We start from the raw sequence: 23,472 nt of genomic DNA, 5'->3' as shown, positions 1-23,472 counted from the left end.
GAAAAACTCAACGAACTCCTGATCAACCACGGTGTCGCACCCACCACCTGAGACCAAGGCCCCAAAGAAACCACTCCACCCCATCGAGCAACCCCACACAACCCACGCCACCCAGGGAACCCAGAGAACACCAAGCGAGCCCCACTCACCCAGCAACAGCCACCATCACCCGCCGAAGATCAGCCCGCACAGCCGCCTGAACCCCAGCAGCAGACTCCTTAAGATAAAAATGATCCCCCCGAAACACCCGCAACCCAAACCCCCCCGAAGTGACAGACCGCCAAGCAGCCACCTCCTCAACCCCAGCCAACGGATCCCCATCCCCCACAAACCCAAACACCGGACAAGACAAAGCCTCAGCACCCACCCCCCGATAAGTCTCGTTCAACTCAAAATCAGCCCGCAGCACCGGCATGAAGAACTCCAGCAACTCAGGCTGCCGAACCAACTCCGGCGGCGTGCCACCAAGCTCAACCATCTCCCGAACAAACTCCCCCCGAGGCAAGTCGTAAGCATCACGCCGACGATTGGGCAGGTGCGGCGCCCGCCGACCCGAAAGAAACAGGCAGAGCGGCCCCCGCACCACTTTCGCCACCTCATACGCCACAAGAGCCCCAAGACTGTGCCCGAAAAACGCATAAGGCCGATCCAGATACGGCTCCAGTCCTTCAACCAGCGCGTCCACTAACGGCCGCATCCGCGTGTACGGCGCCTCCTTGACCCGACTCTCCCGCCCAGGCAGCACCACCGGACACACCCCGATCTCCGGCTCCATCGCCGCCCGCCACGGCCGAAAGAACGCGCCTCCGCCCCCAGCGTGCGCGAAGCAGAACAGCCGCACCGGCGCGTCCGGCACCGTCCCCGCGATCCATCCCGCCACCGCCCTCACCCCCACTCGTACTGGCGGTGGTAGCCGCGAACCCCGGTGAACAGCAACTGCTCCTTGCGATCAGGCACACACGCCAACACATCGGCGTAAGTAGACGGGTCAATGTCGCGATCCGCGACCGGCACCAAGCACTGCCTGTTGACAGCCAGCAAAGCCAAATACTCGGGAAAATCGATCTCCACCCGAGCGGCGAGGTGATCGGCGATCCGCAACCGCCCCAACGCTTCCTTCGCCCCCGGACCGGTGACCCCACTGAAGAACTCACTGGAACAGCCCGAGCCGTAGGAAAACAGCCCGACCCGAGCCGGACCCGCGAGCGGCGCCGAATCGATCAGGCTGGCCAACGCGAGATAGATCGAACCAGAACACAGATTTCCCACCACGCTCGGATACTCCAGCGAAGGCGCGAGCCGCCGAGCGAAGTCGGCCTCGACCTCCGCTGCGGCCCGGACTCCCTGCTCCCGCATCAACTTTCGATGCCCCGCTTTGACAAGCCCAGCGAACGGCGTGTGCATCGCCAGGTAATCGAACGTCGTCAGAAAGTCCGCGCCGTCGACCCGGGACTGATAATCGGCCACGCTGTTGCTAAAGCAGTCCAGGTACGCGAACAACGACCGGTCCACGTCAGCGATATCGAACGTCGGCTCAGGCCGGGCGGAGTCCAGCGTCTCGTAGCTGTAGTTGCCGAACGCGCCAAGGTCCAACTCAAGAATCGTGCCGTCCGCACCCAGCAGGACCGCGGCGGCGCCATGGCCCGCAGCGGGCTCGGAGTACTCCGCGCGCTCGTCGACCAGCGCCACGTCCGTCGCGATCACCAGCGCCTTCGCCCCGGGCGAGACATTCGACGCCAGGTAGCCCGCCGCGAGCTGAACAGCCCCAGTGGCCCCGTAGCACGCCTGCTTGACCTCAAAGAACCGGCAGTTGCGCGACAGCCCCAAAAACTCGTGCACATAGGAGGCGATCGACTTGCTGTAGTCGACACCCGACTCGGTGGACGTCACCAGGATCTCGATACTGGCCCGGTCCTCATCGCTGAGAGCGGCGACAATCGGCATGGCCGCGTTGACCGCGTTGGTGACCGGGTCCTCGCACGGCAGGCCGATGGAGCGCCGGGTCATCATCAGGTTGTCGATGCGGGACTCGTCAAGGCCGCGACCGCGGAACAGCTCCGGCACGGTCAGGTAGGCGAATCCACAGTGGACGTTTAGCGCCTCGATGCCGGTCATCGGGTCCTCTTCTCGGTCAGGAACGCCAGCAGGCGGTCGATGTCCGGGATCTCGCTGAAGCTCGCCATCGGCTCGGTCACGCCGAACCGGTCCATGAGCGCGAGGATGATCTCCACTCGGTCGACCGAGTCGGCGCCGAGCGCCTTGAGGTGCTTGTCGCCGGTGATCTCACCGGGCGACAACTCGGGCAGGATGTCGGTCACGATCTCGTGGAACGCGGCCTCGACCTCCTGACGCCGACTGGTTGACGCGGTCACTGGGGCACCTCCGAGGTCAGGTGGATCGTGCTGACGGCAATGGCTTTCCCAGTTCCCCGGTCGGTGGCGACGACGTTGAACACCTCGTGCCCGGGGTCGGCGACCGACCGGAACGCCTGCACCGACACGCGCAGAACCGAGTCGAGGTTCGCGTTGCCGAGATAGCACAGCTTGTGGTCGAGCACCGCACGATTGAGGAACGACTCGTCATCGCGGCCAAGTTGGCGCCACAGCTTGAGCACGGCCTTGTCCACAATGGAAAAGTACGACGCGAAGTAGATCAGCCCGACGCCGTTGATGTCGCGGGTGATGTCGATGCCGTAGTCGAAGCTGGCCGTGCCCACCTGGCGGTAGTCCGGCGAGGCCACGTCGTGGAAGGTGTGCGCGGTGCGGGCCTGCTTGTAGGCCAGGCGCGGAGAGTATTTCGCGGGCAGGGTCGGCAGATGGCCGTGCCGGAAGTCCGGCGGCGAGCTTTTCACCAGGCCCAGGTTGCTCTTGGCGTCGCTGCGGGTGACCCAGCGGTTGAAGTTCTGCACATACAGGCAATCCGGGCGCTGGTCCTCGAAGAACTCCACCGGGTCGATGGCGGCCCGGTCGCCGGGTGTGCGGCTGATCCGGTGCAGGGTCAGCACGGACTCGCTGCCGTAGTCGAACGAGCTCGACGTCACCTCGATCCGGTCGCCGAAAGTGAGGCCGCCGTGGTGGAAGGTGGGGTTGCCACGGATGTGGAAGTAGTAGAACGCCAGGTAGGTGGGCGCCCCGGAGGCGTCGCGGGCGGCGAAGACGTTGGTGTCGCACAAGGTGCTGACCGTCTCCCACGTCCAGTCGCCGACCTGGCCGACGAACAGCGAGTTGTGGCCGCACATGCCGGGTCGGATGGTCAGCCGCCGCCACACGGTGTGGTCGTCGACGATCTCGAACTCCGGGTGCTGCGCCCGGGTCGCCGAGGTGGTCATGATGCTCCGATCGTCACAGGGCCGTTGGGGGACGAGCCGTTGGTGGACAGGGCGTCGCGTTCGGCGAGGAAGTCGCCGATCACCCGGTTGGTCTCGTCCGGGCTGGTCAGGTTCGGCCAGTGCCCGGCGTCGGCGACCTCGTGGTACCGACTGTCCTCAATGGACCCGTGCAGCAGGTGCGCGGTCTTGAGCGGGATCACGGTGTCGTGGCGGCCCTGCACGATGAGCGTCGGCGCCGCGATCTCGGGCAGCCTGGCGAGCAGGTTCGGCTGCGCGGCGAACACGTCGAGATAGCGCAGGCCGGTCCTGGGGTCCATGCTTTCGCTGCGCAGCAACAGTTCTTCCAGCCGGGCGCGGTCGGCCCGCAGGCGAGCGGACCCGGTCTGGCGCACCACGTGGTCGAGGTCTTCCTTGGCCACCACGGCGAGCCGGTTGACCTCACCGGCGCGGTTGCCCAGCTTGTAGGAGCTGCACAGCAGGGTCAGCGACGCGGTGTACTCAGGGTAGCGCAACGCGAACACCTGTGCGGTCAGCCCGCCGAACGACGCCCCGGCGACGTGGATCGGGCCGGTCACGCCGAGCGCGTCGAGCGCCTGGCGGGTCAGCTCGGCGATGCCGTCGTAGGTCAGGTCGCCGGCGGCCGTGGTCGCGCCGACGCCGGGGTGGTGCACGACGGTGACCCGGTACCGCTGGGCGAGGGTGGCGAACTGCGGCCCGAACACGCCCGCGCCGATGTTGAACGGCAGCATGAGCAGCAGCGTGCGGCCCGTGCCCGCGGTGAACACCTCGACGTCGCCATCGGCCAGGGTGAGCACCTGCCGCCGCACGTCGGGGTTGTACTCGCGCAGCACTTCCAGGTTCTCGCTGCGTGCCCGGTGTCCCTCGGCCATGGCTTCCCGGATGTCGGCAGGCACCTGCTCGGCCGGGTGGTACGCGGCGAGCGGGCCGGTGTCGCCGGTCGCGGGAAGGAGGTCGGCGATGGGGGCCGGGTCGGCGAGGAACCTCAGGAGGCGGTCGGTGACGGTGTCGATTTCCGGCGTGCCGAGGGGAACCGCGAGGCGGACCAGCGTGTCCTCTATGGATAGATGGGCCGCCGCACGGATTCCGGTGGCCCGGTAGAGGGCGGTGAGGAACGCCGGGACGGGGTGGGCGTGTCCGGCGACGGACTCCAGATCGCCGACGTCAAGCAGGACGCAGTGCCCGTCCGCGGTCCCGTGGACGGGAGCGCCCGCCGCCGCTAAGGCGGTGCGCAGCGCCCGCACTTGCGTCACCCGGCGGGTCGTCTGCTCGGCCACCCACGCCCGGTCGGCCAGCGCGGCGGCCAACAGGGTCCGGCCGTGCAGCCCGACTTCGTGTCCCCGCAGGGAGATTCGCTCACGGAGATGGTGGGCGACCTCGGGGTCGTTGGTGGCCACGACACCGCCGAAGTCGACGCCGAAGTCCTTGGACAGGCTCATGGTCACCGCGTCGGCGGTCGTGAGCACGTCGGTGACCACATCCCAGAGGTCGCGCCCCTGCTGGCCCGGCTCGTGCGCGGCGATGGCGATGGCGTTCTCCACCACCCGCGTCGCGTCGAGGACCAGCGGCACCCCGTGCTGCCGCGCCACATGGGCGACCCGGGTGAGGTTGCCCAGCGAGATGGGGGCGCCGCCTTGGGCGTTGTTGCCGGTCTCCACGCACACGAACGCGGTCTCGGCGTCGAGCGCGGCGTCGAGGCTTTCGATGTCGAGGTCGCCGGTGAACGGGCCGTCCTGGTCGGCGAGGTCGAGAAGGCGCGGGCGCAGGCCGTTGTCGAGCTGGTTGAAGTACCAGGAGGGGAACAGGTTGTTGTGCGGCACGACACCGCGACGCGGCCACGCGCGGCACAGCGCGGCCTCGGCGCTCTTGCCGGACATCGTGGGGACAACGCAGTCGAACGGCAACGTGGTCTCGATCGGCGGCGCCTGCCGCGCTTGAAGATCGGCGCGGCGGGCGGCGACGGCGGGGTGGGCGAGTTCGGCCCAGGAGTCGGTGAGCAGGTCGAACTCGATGTGCTCGGCGGGAATCCGCAGCGGGTTGTGCCCGTGCTCGGCGAGCAGCCGCTCCCGGACGCCGAGCGGGAGATCGGCGACCACCCTGACCGGCTGCTGGTGCTGGGACGGCGTCGCGGGCCGTGCCGAGACGACCTCGGCGGCGGCTTGAGTGCTCGGCGTTGGCTGGGGCCCCGGGGCAGGATCGGTGGCCGAGGCCACCCGCGCGGTCGGCGTCACCAGGGTGGGCGGCGCGGGCGGCGCGACCGGGCCGTGCTGCGCGGCTGGGGTGGGCTGCGCGGCTGGGGTGGGCTGCGCAACCGGAATAGGTTGGCCAACTGGGGTGGACTGGGCAGTTGGGGCAGACGGCCCGGCCGGGGTGGGCTGCGCGATCGGAATCGGCTGGGCAACTGAGGTCGACTGGGCGGCTGGAGTGGGCTGGGTGGCTGAGTGTGGGGGCCGGGGTGTCGGGGTGAGTGAGGTCGTGGGCTGGCGAGCCGCGCGGTTGGCGGGGTTGGCGATCATCAAAATGATCGTGGCGACGTCGGCGTTGGGGAGGTTCGCGGGGCGGCAGAGGTAGACCGGCTGGTTGGTGGTGCGGAACTTGTTCTTGAAGCGGAAGTTGCCGTCGCCGGTGAAGATGCCCTGGGAGTGCAGTTCGGCCAGGCCCGCTTCCAGGTCCGGGTCGGCGTTCGGGGAGTTGGCGACCTTGGCGCCGAAGCTGCCGCCGAAGCTGAACACCGTGCAGCCTTCGGCGCGGGTCTGCTCGATGATCCGGACGACTGTCCACTCCAGACCGCCCAGGGGCATGTCCTCGACGTAGAACTCCAGGTCCAGCAGGTAACCCGGCTGGGAGGGAATCTTGGTGACGATCACCGCGCTGACGATGCGGTCGCCGACGCGGGTGAGGAACATCCGGTGCCGGGGCGCCAGGACGCCGCGGGCGATCTCGTCGTGGACGGTGTGGACGTAGGGGTTGACCATCGGCTTGTTGGCCGCCCACGCGTCGATGATCTCGGTGATGCGGTGGTCGGTCGCCGGGTCGGAGCCGACCTGGTACTCGCTGATCGAGCAGCGGCCGGAGCGCTCGAACTTGTTGAGCACATACCGCAGGCGTTGCATCTTGCTGCCCTGGGTGGTGAAGGTGCTCAGGTCGTCCAGCCGCTGCAGCGCGCCGAACGGGGTCGCGGTGAACGGGATGCCGTCGGCGTCTTCGATGCGGTCGAGGCCGAGCAGGTTGGGCTGCAAACCGTTGGCCTGGGCATAGTCGACGTACTCCCGGGCGAGGCGGGGGAAGTGGTCCTCCGGGCCGACGTAGCTCCAGGAGAAGATGACCTCGTCGCGTCGCGAGAAGTTGAAGTAGCCCTTCCGTTCGCTGCCAAGGAAAACCAGGGGTGCGATGTCGCGGCCCGGCAGGCCGCCTTCCCGGCCGTGGTCGCGTTCGAGGTCCGCGACGATCCGCGCGAACTCCGGCTGCTCGGGGAGCCGGTCCTTCTCCAGAATGGTCCAGCCGCCGTCGCGGGCGGGGAGGACGGCGCCGGAATTGGTGGTCCCGGCGGGTGCGACCAGCTTGGCGGCGACGTCGCCGTGAAGCTGCGCGGCGAGTTCGGCGACGGTCGGGTGGTCGAACAGCAGCGTCTTCCGCAGCGCCCCGAACCGCTTCTCCAGCGCGTCCACGACGCGGAGCATGTCGAAGGAGCTGAAACCGTTGTCGGTGAACGAGATCGCGGGGTCGAACTCGCGTCCCAGTTCGTCGGCGATGAACCGGTGAACCAGCTCCGCCGGATTCCCGTTCGGCACCACCGCCCTGGTGTCCACTGCTTCAACCGAGTTGCCCGCGTCAACCGAGTTGCCTGGGGCGACTGTGGCGACAAACGCGGCGAGCTGGTCGATGGTGTCGTACTCGTACAGCTCCGATGCCTTGAGGTCGGTGCCCAGCGCGGTGTTGAGCAGGCGGGCGAAGTCCATCCGGAAGATGGAGTCCAGACCGAGTTCGACGAACGAGGAGTCGTCGGCGATCTCGTCGGCGGGCAGGGCCAGGATCTCGGCGAGCTTGTCCCGCAGGAGTTCCCGCACCGCCGGGCTTCCCCCGGCCGGGGGCGCGGGGGGCTCCGGGATCGGCGACTGCGGAACCGCCGTCTGAGCCGGTGGTGGCGCGACCGGCCGCGGCGCCTGCTCGGCCGGGGGCTGGGTGGTCTTGCCTGCCGGGGTGCTCAGCACGATCTTGGGTCCTCGGGGGCGGGGGCTGGGCATCGCGCGTCCTCCGGTGGGCTGTTGGGGTGTGCTTTCCGCTGGTGGGGGCGGGGTCTCGAACCAGTGCCGGGTCGGGGCGAAGGGCACCGGGGGCAACGGGACCCGGCCGGGGTTGTGGTCGGTCCACTGCTCGCGCCAAGGGACCTCCGCTCCCGCGACCCACTGGCGCGCCAGGTCTTCCTGGCTCTCCTGGCCGGTCGCGGGGTTCACGCCGCGGTTCGCCGTGCCGCGGATGCCGTCCAAGGCGCGCAGGCGGGTGATCAGGTCGGTTCGGTCGGCTGTCCGGATGACCAGGCGCTCCGGGCGCGGTGAACGGCCGGTTTGCAGGGTGTGGGCGACGGCCGCGAGGGAGTCGTCCGGGTTGTTCTCCAGGTGCCGGGCGAGAGCCGCGGCGTAAGCGGCCAGGGATTCCGGGTCGGGAGCTGACAACGGGAACAGGTGCGGCTCAGTGTCCGCAAAGGACCGAGTGGTCACAGCGTTTTCCAGCACCAGGTGGGCGTTTGTCCCGCCGAAGCCGAACGAGCTCACTCCCGCCCGCAGCACCGGCACGCCCGCGTCCAGCACCGGAGTCCACGGGCGTCGGCGGTCGTTGACCGCGAACGGGGTGGAATCCAGCCGCAGGAACGGGTTCGGCTCGCGGTAGTGCAGGGTGGCGGGAAGCTCGCGGTGGCGCATGGCCAGCACGACCTTGAGCACCCCCGCGATGCCCGCCGCCGCCTCCAGGTGCCCGATGTTGGTCTTCACCGTGCCGAGCGCGATGTGCGGGCGGTCCGGCAGCGGCCGTTCCCGGTCCGCGTACAGGGTGGTGAAAGCCTTTTTCAGGCCCTCGGCCTCGATCGGGTCGCCGAGCCGGGTGCCGGTGCCGTGGGCCTCGATGTAGGTCACAGTGTCCGGGTCGACGCCTGCGTCCCGGTGGGCGCGGACCAGGACCCGGGCCTGCGCCTCGGGATTGGGCGCGGTCAGCGACGTGCTGCGACCGCCGTGGTTGACCGCGCTGCCGCGCACGACCGCGTACACGTGGTCCCCGTCCGCCAGGGCCGCGGCCAGCGGTTTGAGCAGCACCGCCCCCGCGCCCTCGCCGCGCACGTAGCCGTCGGCGCCCGCGTCGAACGTCTTGCATTTGCCGTCCGGCGAAAGCATTCCGGACTTGGTGAACGCGACCAGCAGCCCGGGGCTGAGGATCACATTCACCCCGCCCGCGATGGCCTGCGCGCATTCCCCGGCCTGAATCGACCGCACAGCCCGGTGAATGGCGACCAGCGACGACGAGCACGCGGTGTCCGCGGTCTCACTGGGGCCGCGGAGATCGAGCAGGTACGACACCCGGTTCGCCAGCACCGAGTGCGCGATGCCGGTGGCGGTGTGCGCCTGCACCTCGACGCCGTGCTCCTTGAGCAGTTCGTCGTAGTCGGTGGTGGCGACGCCCGCGAACACACCGGTCTCACTGCCCGCGAGGTCCGATGGCCGGTACCCCGCGTCCTCGACGGCCCGCCACGCGGTGTGCAGGAACAGCCGCTGTTGTGGGTCCATCACCGCCGCTTCCTTGGGCGAGATCCCGAACAGCTTGGCGTCGAACCGGTCGATGCCGTCCAGAAACCCGCCCCGCGCGTCCCGGCTTTCCGGATCGGCCAGCAGGTCCGCGCGATCCTCGGGCACACCCCGAACCAGATCCTCCCCCGCCGCGATCCGCTCCCAGAACTCGTGCACGTCCGCCGCTCCCGGCAGCACCCCCGCGATGCCCACGATGGCCACCCGCACCGGCTCGGCCGCGCTCTCTCCCGTCGCGACTGTGGCGACCTCAACCGCCCCAGCCGACTCGCGCACCACGACCCGGTCGGCCTGCCCCACCGACCCGGTCGGCCTGGCCCGTTCCGCAGAGTCCGCCGCCTGGTCCGCCTTGGCGACCTCGATCGCCCCAACCAGCCCGGCTACCTCGCCCCGGTCGGCCCGCTCCACCAACCCGGTCGGCCTGGCCCGTTCCGCCGAGCCAGCCGCCTGGCCTGCCTTGGCAACCTCGACCGCCCCAACCAGCCCGGTCACCTCGTCCCGGCCTACCAGCTTCGCCGGTCCAGCCCCTGCGGCCAGTTCGGCGGGTTCGCGCTGGTCGACCGCCTCGGCCGAACCTGCCAGCTCGGCGGCGTGGTGCTCCCACAGGTAGTCCGCGAACGACACCAGGTCCGGGCACTCGAACAGCACCGTGGGCAACAGGTCCAGCCCGAACCGCTCGTTGACCCGGTTCACCAGCTCGGTCAACGTGATCGAGTCGAACCCCAATTCGAGCAGCTCGGCGTGCACGTCCACATCGGACTCATCGACCAGCAGGAACGCGGACGCGAATCCACGGAGCTCCCGTTCCAGCGCCGCCCGATCCGCCCGAACCGCAGGGGCCGCGGTCACCGGAGCCGGTGCGGGCGCGCGCACCGGCCCCTCCACCACGACCAGGGACGGCTCGTCCGAGGCCAGGCCGCGCACGAACGCCTCGAAGCCCGCGCGGGTGCTCAGCGGCACCATGTCCCACACCCGGGCGAACAGCGTCACCGTCGCCTCGTCCACGGTCATGCCGCCCTCGGCCCACAGCGGCCAGCCGATCGACAGGGTGCGACCGGGGCCGGTGCGGCGCGCGGCGAAGGCGTTGAGAAAAGCGTTGGCGTAGGCGTAATCGGCCTGTCCGGGGTTCCCAGCCTCCCCCGACACGGAGGAAAACACGACGAAGAAGTCCAGCGGCTCGCCGCGGGTGGCCTCATCCAGGGCGCGGGTGCCCGCGACCTTGGGCGCCAGCACGGCCGCCACCTGCTCCTCGGTCTTCACGACCGCCCGCGCGTCCCGGGTCACCCCGGCCGCGTGGATCACCCCGTGCAGCGGCCCGGCCGCGCGCACCAACTCCGCGACCTGGCCCGGGTCAGCCAGGTCGACCCGGCGATACGACACCCGCTCTCCCAGCCCGGCGACCCGATCAGCCGTGACCGGGTCCAACTCGGACCGCCCAGCCAGCACCACGGCGCCCGCTCCGCGCTCGGCGAGGAAGGCCGCGAAATGCAGGCCGAGCGCCCCCGCGCCGCCGGTGATCAGGTACGTGCCGTCCACGCGCACGGCAGGCGCGGCCACCTCCGGCGGCTCGAACCTGGCCAGGGACTTGACTTCGCGCACCCCGTCCACATAGCGCACCTCAACCGCGCCCGCCCGCACCGCGCGCAACTCGTCCATCACCCGGTCGGCGAGCCGGTCGGCCGTCCGCACGTGAACCCCCGCGAACCAGCTGTGCTCCAAAGCCAATGTGCGCAGCGTCCCCGCGACCGCGACCTGCTCGGGGTCATCGGCGACGGACACCGCCACCACGCGCAGGGCGGCACCCCGGTCCCGTTCCAGCACGGCCGTGCTCAACCACAGCACCGGTTCCAGGCAGTCGCCCACGGCGACTATGGCGTCCGGCACCCGTCCCCTGGCCACCAGCGCCGCGACCTGTTCGCGGTAGCGCGCCCGGTCCCCGGGTTCCACCACCACGACTTCGGTCTCCGGATACCGGTCGACCAGCTCGGCCCGCAATCCCGGGTCGCCCGCGACAAGGAGGGTGCGCGGCTCGGCGGCGGCCTCCGCGACCAGCGGCGATACAGTCCACAATGGACGTAAGTATCGGACTTCGGTCGGCTCTGTCCGGCGCGGCGCGATCTCCAAGCCCGTCAGCCCTTGCGCGACCCGGCCGGTCTCGTCCGTGAGCGCCACGTTGAACCGCCGGTGGCCGTTGATCCGCCCCGGCGGGGTGGTCTCCCGCACGCGCGCCCAGCACCGGCGCGGCAGCGCGCCCGTCACGGTCAACGCGCTCAGCCCGACCGGCAGGTATCCGGTCGACCCGGAACACAGCGACGACACGGTTTGCAGCGCGCCGTCAAGCAGCGACGGGTCAAGCACGTGCCCGGACAACGTGGTCTCCAACTCGGCCACCGCCTCGCCGCGCCCGACCCGCAGCGACCGCACCACCCGCAGCGCCGGGCCGTAGTCGAGCCCGGTCCGGCTGAACGCCTCGTAGAACGAGCCGACCGACACCTCCCGGTCGCAGCGCGCGACGGCCGCCGAGATGTCCACATCGGACTGATCCGGGGCGCCCGAGCCGATCACGCCCCGGGCGAACGTGGTCGCGCCGTCGCGCACCGTGAACGCCGTGCCGTCGAACGACACCTCGACCCGCGAAGAACCGGAGTCGAGGTTGACCGGCGCGACCCACCGCACATCCTCGACGCGCAGCGGCGCCGACACCCCACCGGCGAGCCGGGCGATTTCCAGCAGCGCCACCCCGGGCACCCACCGCTCACCCGCGAGCACATGGTCGCCCGCGATCGCCAGCAGCGGATGCGTCCCGTCGAACTCGGAAGCGATCGCGGTCACGGTGGCCGGGGCGGGCGCCAGGCGCCGCGGATCATCGGTGATCCAGTGCCTGCGCCGCTCGAACACCGATGTCGGAAAGTACACCCGGCGCGGCGACTGCTCGGTCCAGCGCTCCCGCCAGTCGATCCGGGCCCCGCCCACCCAGGCTTCCTCAGCGGGCGCGGCGATGCCAGTCCGGGCGAACTCGGCAAGCCGGTCCACAAGCTCCTCTTTGGACACCACGACGAACGCCACCCGGCGCGGCTGCGCGCGCCTGCCGACCTGGCTGGTGAAAGCCAGATCCCGCAGCGTCGCCGACGTCGTCGGCAGGAACTCGGCCACGCGCGCGGCGTGCTCCCGGAGCGCGGCCTCGGTGCGCGCCGACAACACGAACGTCCGCGCCGCTCCCGGCTGGTCGGGCTCGAACGGCGTGCTCACGTGCTCTTCCAGAATGACGTGCGCGTTCGCGCCCCCCGCGCCGAACGAGCTCATGCCCGCCCGCCGCGGGCCGTCGGACACCCAGGCCGCCGCGGTGGTCTGCGGCTGGAACCGCGATCCGCCGAGGTCGATCTTCGGGTTGAGGGAGTCCAGATTGATGGTCGGCGCCAGGGCTCGGTGCCGGAACTGGAGCAGCAGCTTGGTGAGCCCGGCGATCCCGGCCGCGCCTTCCAGATGCCCGATGTTCGACTTCACCGAGCCGACCGCGATCGGCCCGCCGCTCCCGTAAGCCTTGGACAGCGCGGTCAGCTCGATCGGGTCGCCCAGGGCCGTGCCGGTTCCGTGCGCTTCCACATAGGTGACCGTCGCGGGGTCGACGCCCGACCGGTCGAGCGCGTCGGCGATGAGCGCGGCTTGGGCGTTGGGGTTGGGCACGGTGTAGCCGCTGGTCTTGCCGCCCGCGTTGAGGGAACTGCCCTTGAGCACGGCCCACACGGTGTCCCCGTCGGCGATCGCGTCGGCCAGCGGCTTGAGCAGCACCGCGCCGACTCCTTCGCCGGGCACGAAACCGTCGGCGCCCGCGTCGAACACCCGGCAGCCGTCCCCGGAGGCCAGCATGTTCCGGGCGCACAGGGCGGCGAAGTGCGCGGGATGCGTGATCAGGTTCACTCCGCCCGCGATAGCCATCCGGCATTCCCCGCGCCGCAGGCTTTCCGCGGCGAGGTGCAGCGCGGTCAGCGACGACGAGCACGCCGAGTCGACCGCGAAACTGGGGCCGGTGAAGTCGAAGACGTAGGACACCCGGTTCGCCACGGACCAGTAGGCGGAGTGGCCGGTGGCGAACTCGCCGCGTGGCCAGTCCTCGGCCGCGGCCAGCAGCCCGTATCCGCCGTACATCAGGCCCGCGAACACACCCGTGGACTGCTCCCGCGACGCGTCGCCGAGATAGCCGGTCCCCTCCAGCAGTTCCCAGCAGGTCTCCAGGAACAGCCGCTCCTGCGGGTCGATGTGCGCGGCGTCGCGCGGGAGGATGCCGAACAGTCCGGCGTCGAAGTCCTCGATGCCGTCGAGGAAGCCGCCCCAGCGGTTGTAGGCGGTGTTGGCGCGGGTGCGGTCGGGGTCGAAGTGCTCGCGCCAGTCCCAGCGCGAGACGGGGATCTCGGTGATGCCGCTGCGCCCCTCGGACAGGTTGCGCCAGAACGTGTCCAGGTCCGGCGAGCCGGGGTAGCGGCCGGTCACGCCGATGATCGCGATGTCCTCAGTGGACCGCCCGACCGCCGTGGGGGCGTCGGCTTCCGGCAGCTTCTCGGCCACCAGCAGGCACTGCTCCAGCTCGTCCGAGGCGGTGCCGGGGTAGCCGTCGGTGCGCACAACCCGGAACCCGGCGTCCGCCAGCACTTCCCGCCACCGCGCGGGGCTGAGCAGCGGGGCGTGCTCGACGCGGGTGTCGTCGGTGTAGCGCCACCAGCCGCCGGTCTGCCCGAAGGTCAGGGTGAGGAAGTCCGAGCGGCGGGTGACCTCGTTGATCAGCACGATTCCACCGGGGCGCAGCAGCTTCGCGATGTTGCGCAGCGTCGCTCGGATGTCCTTGGTGGCGTGCAGGACGTGCGTGCCGAACGCCACGTCGTAGCCGCCCGCCTCGAAACCGTGCGTTGCCGGGTCATCCTCGACGTCGAGCAGCCGGAACCGCATGAACGGATTGTCCCGGCCGTAGGTGCGCTCACCGAGCCGCAGGAACGACGGCGAGATGTCGGTGTAGTGGTACTCGACGTCCGCGCCGCTCTCGCGCAGGGCAGGCAGCACGAACACCGAACTGGCCCCGGTTCCCGCCCCGATCTCGACCACCCGGGTCGTGCCGGGCGTCCGGGTCGCGTGCGCGACAACCCCGGCGGCGAGCAGGCCGTTGTAGTAGTCGGACACCGCTTGGCCGCGGTAAATCGCCTCGACCAGCTCAGCGGAACCCTTGGGGAACAGCACGTCCATGGCGTTGCGCCTGCCGTCGAGCACCTCGGCGAGCGCGTCGACGCAGGTGCGCAGCAGCCGGATGTGCCCGGCCAGCTCGGGGAACTCGGCGAGGAAGCCGTCCACGTCGACCGACCCGGGCGTGCCGTCAAGCAGGGTGAACGTGTCGCCGTCCTGCGTGGCGTGGCCGTCCTGGACGAGCATGGCCAGCACGGCGCGGAACAGCCGGTGGTAGTCGGCTCGGACGCCGAGCGTGCGGATCATTTCGGTCACCGCGACCGGCCTGCCGACCTCGGGCCGCCCGGACCACTGCGCGAACGCCTGCCGGAACAACGCGCGGGACAACCCTTCCAGTCGGGTGTAACCGGCCCGAGAATGCCCCAGGTCGTCGGCGGGTAGCGAAACGGTCACGGACGGCAAGGAAATCTCGGCGGGAACCGCCGGATTCCCCACCACAGCGGATAAAGCGTCCGCGTGCGTCTCCATCAGGTGGTCGGCCAGCTGCTCGATGGTCAGGTGCTCGAACAGCAGTGTGGACGGCAGGTCGCCCAAGTCCTGCTCGAACCGGTTGATGATGTTCAGGCTCACCAGGGAGTCGACGCCGAAGTTCTCGAACGTCGCGTACTCGTCCAGCCCGGCCGGATCGGACTTCAGGACCTCGCCGAACACCCGCCGCAGATAGGCGCGGACCTCGGCGGCGCCAGCGGGTCCCGTGCTCACCGGCGGGGAAACGGCGACCGGCGCCGCCTTCAGCGCGGTCACGCCCACGACCTCGATGCCCATCCTCGGCAACCGGTCCCGATCGCCCTTCATCACCAGGGCCTGCGGCAGCCGGGCGTTGACCACCCGGCGCAGCGCGGCCATGCCGTCCGCGGGCTCGATCGACTCGACGCCGAGCCCGGCGAACACCGCGCGCATCTTGTCGGTCGCGACCGCGCCGACACTGCCCCAGAAACCCCAGTTCACCACCGACACCGGGTATGGCACGCGCTGTCCCAGCCAGCGCGCGTACGAGTCCTCGAACGCGCTGGCCGCCGCGTAGTTCGCCTGGCCACCGGCCTCCACAAAGGACACCGCGGACGAGAACACCAGCAGGAAGTCCAGCGGCTCGGCCTCCAGCACCGACGCCAAGGTGGCGCAGCCCGCGACCTTGGGCGCCAGCCCGGCCTCGAACGTCTCGACGTCCATGTTCGCGATCGTCCGGTCACGCAGGTCGAGCGCGGCGTGCACGGCGCCCTTGATCGGGCCGAACCGCGCGCGGGCCAGGGCGACCGCGCCGCGCAGGGCCGAGTCGTCCGCGACGTCGGCGGAGACGTACATCGCCTCGCCGCCCAACGCCGCGATCTCATCGATCTTGCGCTGGTGGTCTGGGCCGAGCGGGCTCCGGCCGACCCACACCAGCTTCGCGCGGGCGATCCGGGCGAGCAGCCTGCTCAGCGCGAACCCGATCCCGCCCGCGCCGCCGACCAGCAGGTACACCCCGCCGTCGACAAACGGTGTGGCGCCAACCGGTGGCGCGAGCCGGGTCGGCTCGAACACCCGGGTCAGCCTGCGGTCGCCGCGCAGCAGCACGACGTCCGGCGTCCCCGGCTCGGCCAGCACCCGGCTCCCCGCGACCGGGACCATCCCCACGTCGACGCATCCAACTATCCACTTGGGGCATTCGGCGGCGACAGCGCGGACCAGGCCGAGCAGACCGGCGGCGTGCGGGCGGATCGGCTCGTCCGGGGTGGCGCAGAGCGCGCCACCGAGGACGATCTTGATGGTGAGCCTGTCCTTGCCCCGGCCGTTGTCCAGGAACCGCTTCACCAGCCGGAACAACGCGAGCGTGCTGCGGTCGCGCTCGGGGGCGACGCCCGGCTGCCCGACGCGGGCGACGAAGTAAACCGTGTCCAGTGGCCCGTCGAGCGGGCTGAAGTCGGGGTCGCCGGTGTCCGGGACGACGACGGTGACCGCGCCGCCCAGTTGGGCCGCGAACGCGCCTGCTTCCGCGGTGTGCACCACGGCGACCCGGCCTTCCGGCGCAGCGGCGACCGGGTCCGCGTCGCGGAAGACGGGCACGTAGATGGCGTCTTCCACCGGGTTTCGCTGCTCCCGCAACGCGAAACCTTGGTACCGGACGCACACCCGACCGTCAGCGGAAATCAGCCGCACCATGTACGTGTGCTCGCCGCCCGCGCGAACCACGTGCGAGTACGCGGGAATCACACGCGGGTGCGACACCTCCACGGAGTCGATCGAGAACGGGATCAGCGGCGCGTCGCTCTGCGCCTCCAACGCGGCGACGGTCTGCTGCGCGCCGTCGAGCAGGTTCGGGTGCAGCGCGAAGCCGAGATCGGTGCCCGGCGGCAGGGTCAGCGTCCCCAGCGCCTCGTCGGCGCCGAACGTGATCTCGGTGAGCACCCGGAACGCCGGACCGTAGTCGATCCCGGACGCGGTGAAGTCCTCGTAGTGCCGGTGCGCCGGAATGCTGCCCGCGCACCGCGCCCGGATCGCCGCGATGTCAACGGTTTCGTCGTCGGCGTCGAGCCTGCTGATCGTGCCCCGCGCGCTGGGCGCCGCGGGGTCGTCGCCAAAAAGGGTGAAGGACGCGCCGTCGAGGCGCAGCCGCAGGGTGCGGGTGGTGTCGGCCTCGAACAGGCGCAGCCAGCGCACATCCGAGAGCCGCACGCGGTCGATTCCGCCGCGCAGCGCGGCGGCGGTCGCCAGGTCGAGCCCGGCCGCGCCGGGAAGCACGTTGTGGCCGCCGATGCGGTGCTCGCCGACCACCCAGTCGGCGGGACTGAGCGTGGCGGTGAAGACGCCGTCGACCGGCTCGCCCAGGAATGGGTGGTCCCGTTCCGGCCGCTCAACCCAGTGGCGCTCACGGGCGAACGGATAGGTGGGCAACGGAACCCGGTGGCCTCGCTCGGGCCACACCGGGTCTTCTCCATCCACATAGGACTGAGCCCAACCGGGCAGTTCGCGTGCGCCGCCCGCCAGTTGTGCGCGCAGGTCGGCCACACTCGTCGCGACGAATGCCGTGCGGACCCGGAAGTGCGTGCGGCCCGTGCCGAGGGTGAACGCCACATCGGCGATGGACAGGTCGTCGGTCAGCGAGTCCCGCAGCCGCGCCAGCAACTCCGCCAGAGCGGACTCCGTGCGGGCGGACACCGGAATCAGGTACTCCCCCTCCTCCGGCGACCGGTGCGGCCGGGGCGGCTCGGCGACCAGCAGGTGCGCGTTCGTGCCGCTGAACCCGAAGCTGGAGACCGTGGCGAGGAGCCGACCCGGGGAAGTCCATTCGCGACGCTCACGGACCACGGCGAACGGGCTATTGTCCAGGTCGGTCTTCGGGTTGGGCGCGTCGAACACGGGCGCGGGCGGCAGCTCGCCGTGCCGCAGAGCCAGCAGCACCTTGAGCAGGCCCGCGATCCCGGCGGCCATGGTGGTGTGGCCGATGTTGGCCTTCACCGAGCCGATGGCGCAGTAGCCCACGTCGTCGGTGTGCCTACGGTGGACCTCGGTGAGCGCCTTGACCTCGATCGGGTCGCCCAGGGCGGTTCCGGTGCCGTGCGCCTCGACATAGCTGATCTCGCGCGGGTTCACGCCCGCGCGGCGGTAGACGTCGGCGACCAGCGCGGCCTGCGACGCTGCGCTCGGCGCGGTGATGCCGTTGGTCTTGCCGTCGCCGTTGACCCCGCTGGCCAGCAGCACGCCGTGCACCCGGTCGCCGTCGGCGAGCGCGGCGTCAAGGCGTTTGAGGACGACGACACCGACGCCCTCGCCGAGGACCGTGCCGTCGGCCGAGGCGTCGAACGGCACGCACCGGCCGTTGGGCGAGAGCATCCCGACTTTGCTGCCGCGCACGTGCAGCTGCGGTGTGACCATGAGCGCGACCCCGCCCGCGACGGCCATCGCGCATTCGCCGCGCCGGATGGCGTCCGCGGCCAAGTGCACCGCGACCAGCGACGACGAGCAGGCGGTGTCGATGGCCATGGTCGGGCCGTCGAGGTTGAGGAAGTAGCCGATGCGGGCGGGCAGAATGGAACTCGTGGTGCCCAGGAAGGCGTGCCCGCTGTCCGCGCGGCCCGCCTCGGCGAGAAGCAGGCTGTAGTCGCCGGGCGCGCAGCCGACGAACACCCCGCAGCTGGTCTTCTCGGCACGGCCCACCGCGTAGCCCGCGTCTTCCAGACCCGCCCACGCTTGTTGCAGGAACAGCCGCTGCTGCGGGTCCATCGCCTCGGCTTCCAGTGGCGACAGGTTGAAGAACGCGGCGTCGAACTTGTCCACATCGGACAGCATCGCGCCGGTCCTGCTGTAGGTGCGGCCTTCGGCGAGCCGGTTGGGGTCGAACACGGCGTCGACGTCCCACCGGTCCTTGGGCACGTCCCGGAAGCTGTGTCTGCCCTCGGCGAGGTTGGCCCAGAACTCGTCCAGGTTCTCCGCGTCGGGGAAGCGCCCGGACATGCCGATCACCGCGATCGGCGCGTCCCGCGTGGCCGCCTCCCGCACCTCGGCCTTGGGCGCGGGCTTGGAAGTCGGGCCCAGGGCGAGAATGTGGGTGGCCAACGCATCTATCGTCGGGTGGTCGTACACGGCCACCGAGTCGATCTCGACCCCGAACCGCTCGCCGAGCCCGCGCACGATCTCGACCGCGCCGACCGACTCCAGGCCCATCTCGTTGAAGCTCTGCCCGCGGTCCAGTTCGTCGCGGCGCAGGTAGAGGCGAGCGCACACGGCTTCTTCGATGGCGTCGGCGATTCCGGCCAGATCCGTCCCCGTCGTCGGCGCCGCCGTGGCCCGCTGCCACTCGCCGATCCAGTAGCGCTCCTCGCGGAACGGGTACGTCGGCAGCGGCAGCCTGCGCCGAGAAACGCCCTGGTAGCAGTCGGTCCACGGCACATCCGCGCCCGTCACCCACAGCCGCGCCAACTCCGCGAGCTCGCCCGCCCGGAACAGCTCGACCAGCCGCGCCCGCGCAGGCCCGTCGCCCGCGGCCCGGTCGGTCCACAGGCCGGGCGCGCGCTCGCCCGCCAGGTACGTCTCCAGCTTGGTCCGCAACTCCCGGCTGTCGCGGGCCAGCACGGCGACCCGCTCGGCGAGCATCGGGCGGCCGGTCTGCACGGTGTAGGCGATGTCCGCGAGGCTCACCGAGGGAGTGGCCACCCCGGCGTGCGCGGTCAGCTCGGCGATGGTGCTGTTCAGGGCCAGCTCGGCCGCGGTGGCGGGCGCGCGCTCGTCAAGCAGGGCGTGGACCCGGTTCAGGCCGACCGTGTCCACGCCAAGATCGGCCAGGGACTCGGTGACCGCGACCGCGTCCTCCGGCACGCCGAGCACGTCGGCGACCAGCGTGACCAGCGCGGCGACCAGCGCCGGGTCGCCCACGCTGTCGCGCTTCTCGATCACGGTGAACAGGTCCACAAAGGACTCGACATAGGTGTGCAGCACGGCGCTGTCGCGCGCGGAGAGAACGAACAGGTGCGGGCCCGGCGTGTGCTGGGGCGGCGCGGGCGGCGGCGCGCTTTCCAGCACCACATGGGCGTTCGCGCCGCCCGCGCCGAACGCGCTGACGCCCGCTCGCAGCGCGGACTCGCCCGGGACCGGGTGCCACGGCGCCCGCGTCCGCTGCACGGCGAACGGCGACGACGCGAAGTCGATGTGCGGGTTGAGGGTGTCCGAGTGCAGCGACGGCACGAGTTCGCGGTGCAGCATCTGCATGACGACCTTGGTCAGGCCCGCGATTCCGGCCGCGCTCTCCAGATGGCCGATGTTGGACTTCACCGAGCCGATGGCGCGGCTGCCCGGCGGCAGGTCGCCGAACGCCTGGCGGATGCCCTCGATCTCGATCGGATCGCCCAGCGAGGTCCCGGTGCCGTGTGCCTCAAGGTAGCCGATTGTGTGCGGGGAAACACCCGAACGCTCCACGGCCGCGCGGATCACGCCCGCCTGCGCGGCCGGGTTGGGCACGGTGTAGCCGCTGCCCTTGCCGGTGTGGTTGAGCTCGGTGCCCTTGATGACGCCGAACACGAAGTCGCCGTCGGCAAGCGCTTTCGCCAGCGGCTTGAGCACGACCGCGCCCACGCCCTCGCCGGGCACATAGCCGCTGCCGCCCTCGCCAAAGCTACGGCATCGGCCGTCCGTCGAGAGGAATTGCCCGGCGGCCAGCTGCAAGTACTTCTGCGGGTGGACCGAGACGTTCACCCCGCCCGCGATGGCCATAGTGGACTGGCCGCGCCGCAGGCTCTCGACGGCGAGGTGGATGGCGGTCAGCGACGACGAGCACGCGGTGTCCACGGCCATCGACGGGCCGCCGAGGTCGAGGCAGTACGACACGCGGTTCGCCACGGTGCAGTGCATCGCGGTCGGGTGCACGCCGTCCGCCGGGTCGGCGAGGAGCTGGTAGTGGTTCCACATGACGCCGACGAACACGCCGACCGTCTCGCCGTCGATCCCGTCCGGCCGGTAGCCCGCGTTTTCCACGGCCCGCCAAGCGGTCTTGAGGAACAGGCGCTCCTGTGGGTCCATCCGCTCGGCCTCGCGCCGGGAAATGCCGAAGAAAGCGGGGTCGAACAGGTCCACGCCGTCGAGGAACCCGCCCCAACGGCCGTAGGTGCGGCCCTCAGTTCCCTTGTCGGGGTGGAAGAACTCGGCGTGCGCCCAGCGGTCCTCGGGGATCTCGGTGACGCTGTCGACGCCATCGGCGAGGTTGTGCCAGAACGTGGTCAGGTCCGGCGCCTGCGGGTACTGGCCCGCGATGCCGATGATCGCGATGTCATCGACCGGCGGGTTTTCCTCGGGGTGGGGCGAGGCCGGGAACAGAGCTTCGACGCGGGCGGGTTCGCCGTAGGACACGACGATTCGGCCGCGGCCGCCGAACGCTCCCCACAGCAGGTCGAGCCCGGTGTCGGCGGGCAGTGGCCAGGTCCCGGTGTCGCGGCCCGCACGGGCGATGACCTCGTCAGCCACCCGCATCCCGCCCTCGGCCCAGAACGGCCAGCCCACCACCAGCCCCCGGTCGCCGACGAGGTGTTCGGCGTAGGCGTTGCCGTAGGCGTAGTCGCTCTGGCCGATGTTGGGCAGGGTCGCCGACACCGACGAGAAGACGACAAACAGGTCGGCGTCCTCGGTGGCCGCCATCAGGTTCCGGGTGCCCGCGACCTTGGCGGCCAGCACGGCGGCGACGTCGGCGTCGTCCTTGCGGAAGTACAGGCCGTCGCGAACCACGCCCGCGCAGTGGAAAACGCCGTCGATCCGGCCGAACATGGCGCGGGCCGTGGCCACCGCGCCGTTGACCTCGGCCGCGTTCGCCACATCCGCGCGGACGTACTGGACCCGGGCGCCCAGGGCTTCCCAGTCCGCGATCCGGGCGGCCAGGTCCGCGCTGAGGGAGCTTCGGCCGATCAGCAGCAGCCGGGCCTGAGCCTCCCGGGCGAGCCGGTCGGCGACCAGTGCGCCGAGCCCGCCCGCGCCCCCGGTGACGACGTAAACTCCCTTGTCCTTGGGCTTTCCGGGGACGGTGCGCGCCGGGGCGAAGCGGACAACCTCACGGGTGGCGCGGTAGCGGACCTCGGACTCGTCGGTCGAGTCGGCGAGTTCAGCGAGAACGGCGTCGGCTGAGGTGGTCTCGACCGCGCGGGCACGCACGATCGGTGTCTCCGCGGTCACCGTGCGGGCCAACGCGGCCACAGCGGCGTTCTCCGCGCCGCCGGGATGCGCGAACACCAGCCGCACTTCTTCTTCCGGCCTTGAGTCCACTATGGACTTTACTAGTCGCGTGAACGCTGAGTAAGCCGCCGGTATCGCCCCGGATGTGGGCTCCGGGGCGATCAGGACGTAATGGCGGGCGGCGGAGCCTTCCGGGAGCACGGTGACGTGCTTGCCCAGTTCCGCTGCCAGGGCCGGGGTGCCGCCAACGAGCACGACGTCGGTGGGCACGTCGCCCGGCGAGGTCGGCTGGGGCGACCACGCCGGGGTGACGACCCGCGCGGCGAGGTCGGCGGGGCGCTCGGCCGGGGCTTCGACGTGGGCGGCTGCCCCGGTGGGCTGGTAAGTCTCGTGCAGGTGCTTGGCCAGCGCGGCGATGTCGGAGAACTCGAACAGCAGCGTCGGATACAGCGAGGCGCCGACGTAAGACTCCAGTTCACGGCTCATGCCGAGCATGGCCGTCGAGTCCAGACCCAGGTTGTAGAACCCGGCCTTGGTGTCCACCGCGCCGGGCTCCACGCCGAGGGCACGGGCGACCATCCCGCGTAGGTGCGCGATGACGTCGTCCAGGCCCGCGGGCCCGGTGGCGGTCACATCGTCCAAGAGTCGGGTGATGAGCCCCGGGAAACGGATGCGCTTGCATGTCAGCTTCCCGAACCTCGCCAGGAACCGGCCGTGCTCGTCGACGATGGTGTAGTCGTTGTGCATGACGTCGCCGGACTCGGCGATGGTCTCGATCTGCGGCACCACAGCGAAAACGCGCCCGGTGATGGGCCGGGGAGCGCGGAACTCGCCGATGTAGACCGGGATGAACGGGTCGTCGTCTTTCGGCGGCGCCTGTCCGAAGGCGGCCAGGGTGGACGAGTCCAGCTTCGCCGGGTGCAGGTGGAAGGCCGCGTCGGTGGCCGCGGTGGCGGCGTCGAGACTCAGCTCGGCCACCAGGTAGTCCGGTCCTATGTGGAGCGACCCGAAGCAGCGCATGGCGTCGCCGTGCCGGATTTCCTCGGCGCGGGCACGGGCGTACAGCTCGTCCATGTCCAGCGCCCGCGCCCGCGCCCGCAGCGCGGCGAGGTCGACCGGGGCTGGCTCGGGCTCGTCGGCGAAGGTGAGCACGGCCTGGAAGTTGTCCCGGTACTCCGACACCGGCTCCCCGTCGCGCAGCCACCGGCTGGCCGCGGTGATCGTCCCGGCCGCGTCGATCCGCACCCGCACGTCCCGGTCGTGGCCGTCGGTGGTGACCATCGCCTCGTGGAACAGCACGTCCCGCACCACCGCGCGGCTGGTGTCCACGCCCCGCGCCGCTAGGATGCGGAACACGATGTCGAGGAACGTGACCCCCGGCATCACCGAAACCCCGTGCACCCGGTGGTTCTGCATGACGAAGTCGGAGTGCGCGAGCACCAGGTGGCACTCGACCGGAGCGAAACCTGTCGACAT

The 23,472-nt window shown here is 70.7% G+C and carries 5 protein-coding genes; all 5 read right to left on the bottom strand.

Annotated features, from left to right (window positions below):
- Nucleotides 1-145: 145 nt before the first annotated feature.
- The 5 genes from ACZ6SD_RS26670 to ACZ6SD_RS26650 are packed head-to-tail and all read right to left on the bottom strand — an operon-like array spanning nucleotide 146 to nucleotide 23,472.
- A complete protein-coding gene (locus ACZ6SD_RS26670; RefSeq protein WP_465319739.1) occupies nucleotides 146-880 on the bottom strand; it encodes a thioesterase II family protein in 735 nt (244 codons plus the stop codon).
- Between the two features lie 5 nt (nucleotides 881-885).
- On the bottom strand, nucleotides 886-2,115 hold the full coding sequence (locus ACZ6SD_RS26665; RefSeq protein WP_465319738.1) for a hydroxymethylglutaryl-CoA synthase family protein: 1,230 nt from the start codon (nucleotides 2,113-2,115) through the stop codon (nucleotides 886-888).
- Nucleotides 2,112-2,372 carry an acyl carrier protein gene (locus tag ACZ6SD_RS26660; protein WP_465319737.1) on the bottom strand — a complete coding sequence of 87 codons (261 nt, stop codon included), beginning with the start codon at nucleotides 2,370-2,372 and terminating at the stop codon, nucleotides 2,112-2,114. The genes ACZ6SD_RS26665 and ACZ6SD_RS26660 overlap by 4 nt, the downstream gene beginning before the upstream one ends.
- Entirely contained in the window at nucleotides 2,369-3,328 is a 960-nt protein-coding gene (locus tag ACZ6SD_RS26655) for an LnmK family bifunctional acyltransferase/decarboxylase (RefSeq protein WP_465319736.1), read from the bottom strand. The genes ACZ6SD_RS26660 and ACZ6SD_RS26655 overlap by 4 nt, the downstream gene beginning before the upstream one ends.
- A complete protein-coding gene (locus ACZ6SD_RS26650; RefSeq protein WP_465319735.1) occupies nucleotides 3,325-23,472 on the bottom strand; it encodes an SDR family NAD(P)-dependent oxidoreductase in 20,148 nt (6,715 codons plus the stop codon). Before ACZ6SD_RS26650 ends, ACZ6SD_RS26655 begins: the two co-directional genes overlap by 4 nt.

Source organism: Actinokineospora sp. NPDC051303 (assembly GCF_055586285.1).
The sequence above is the reverse complement of the archived record's forward strand: the minus strand, read 5'-3'. Positions and strand labels throughout refer to the sequence as shown.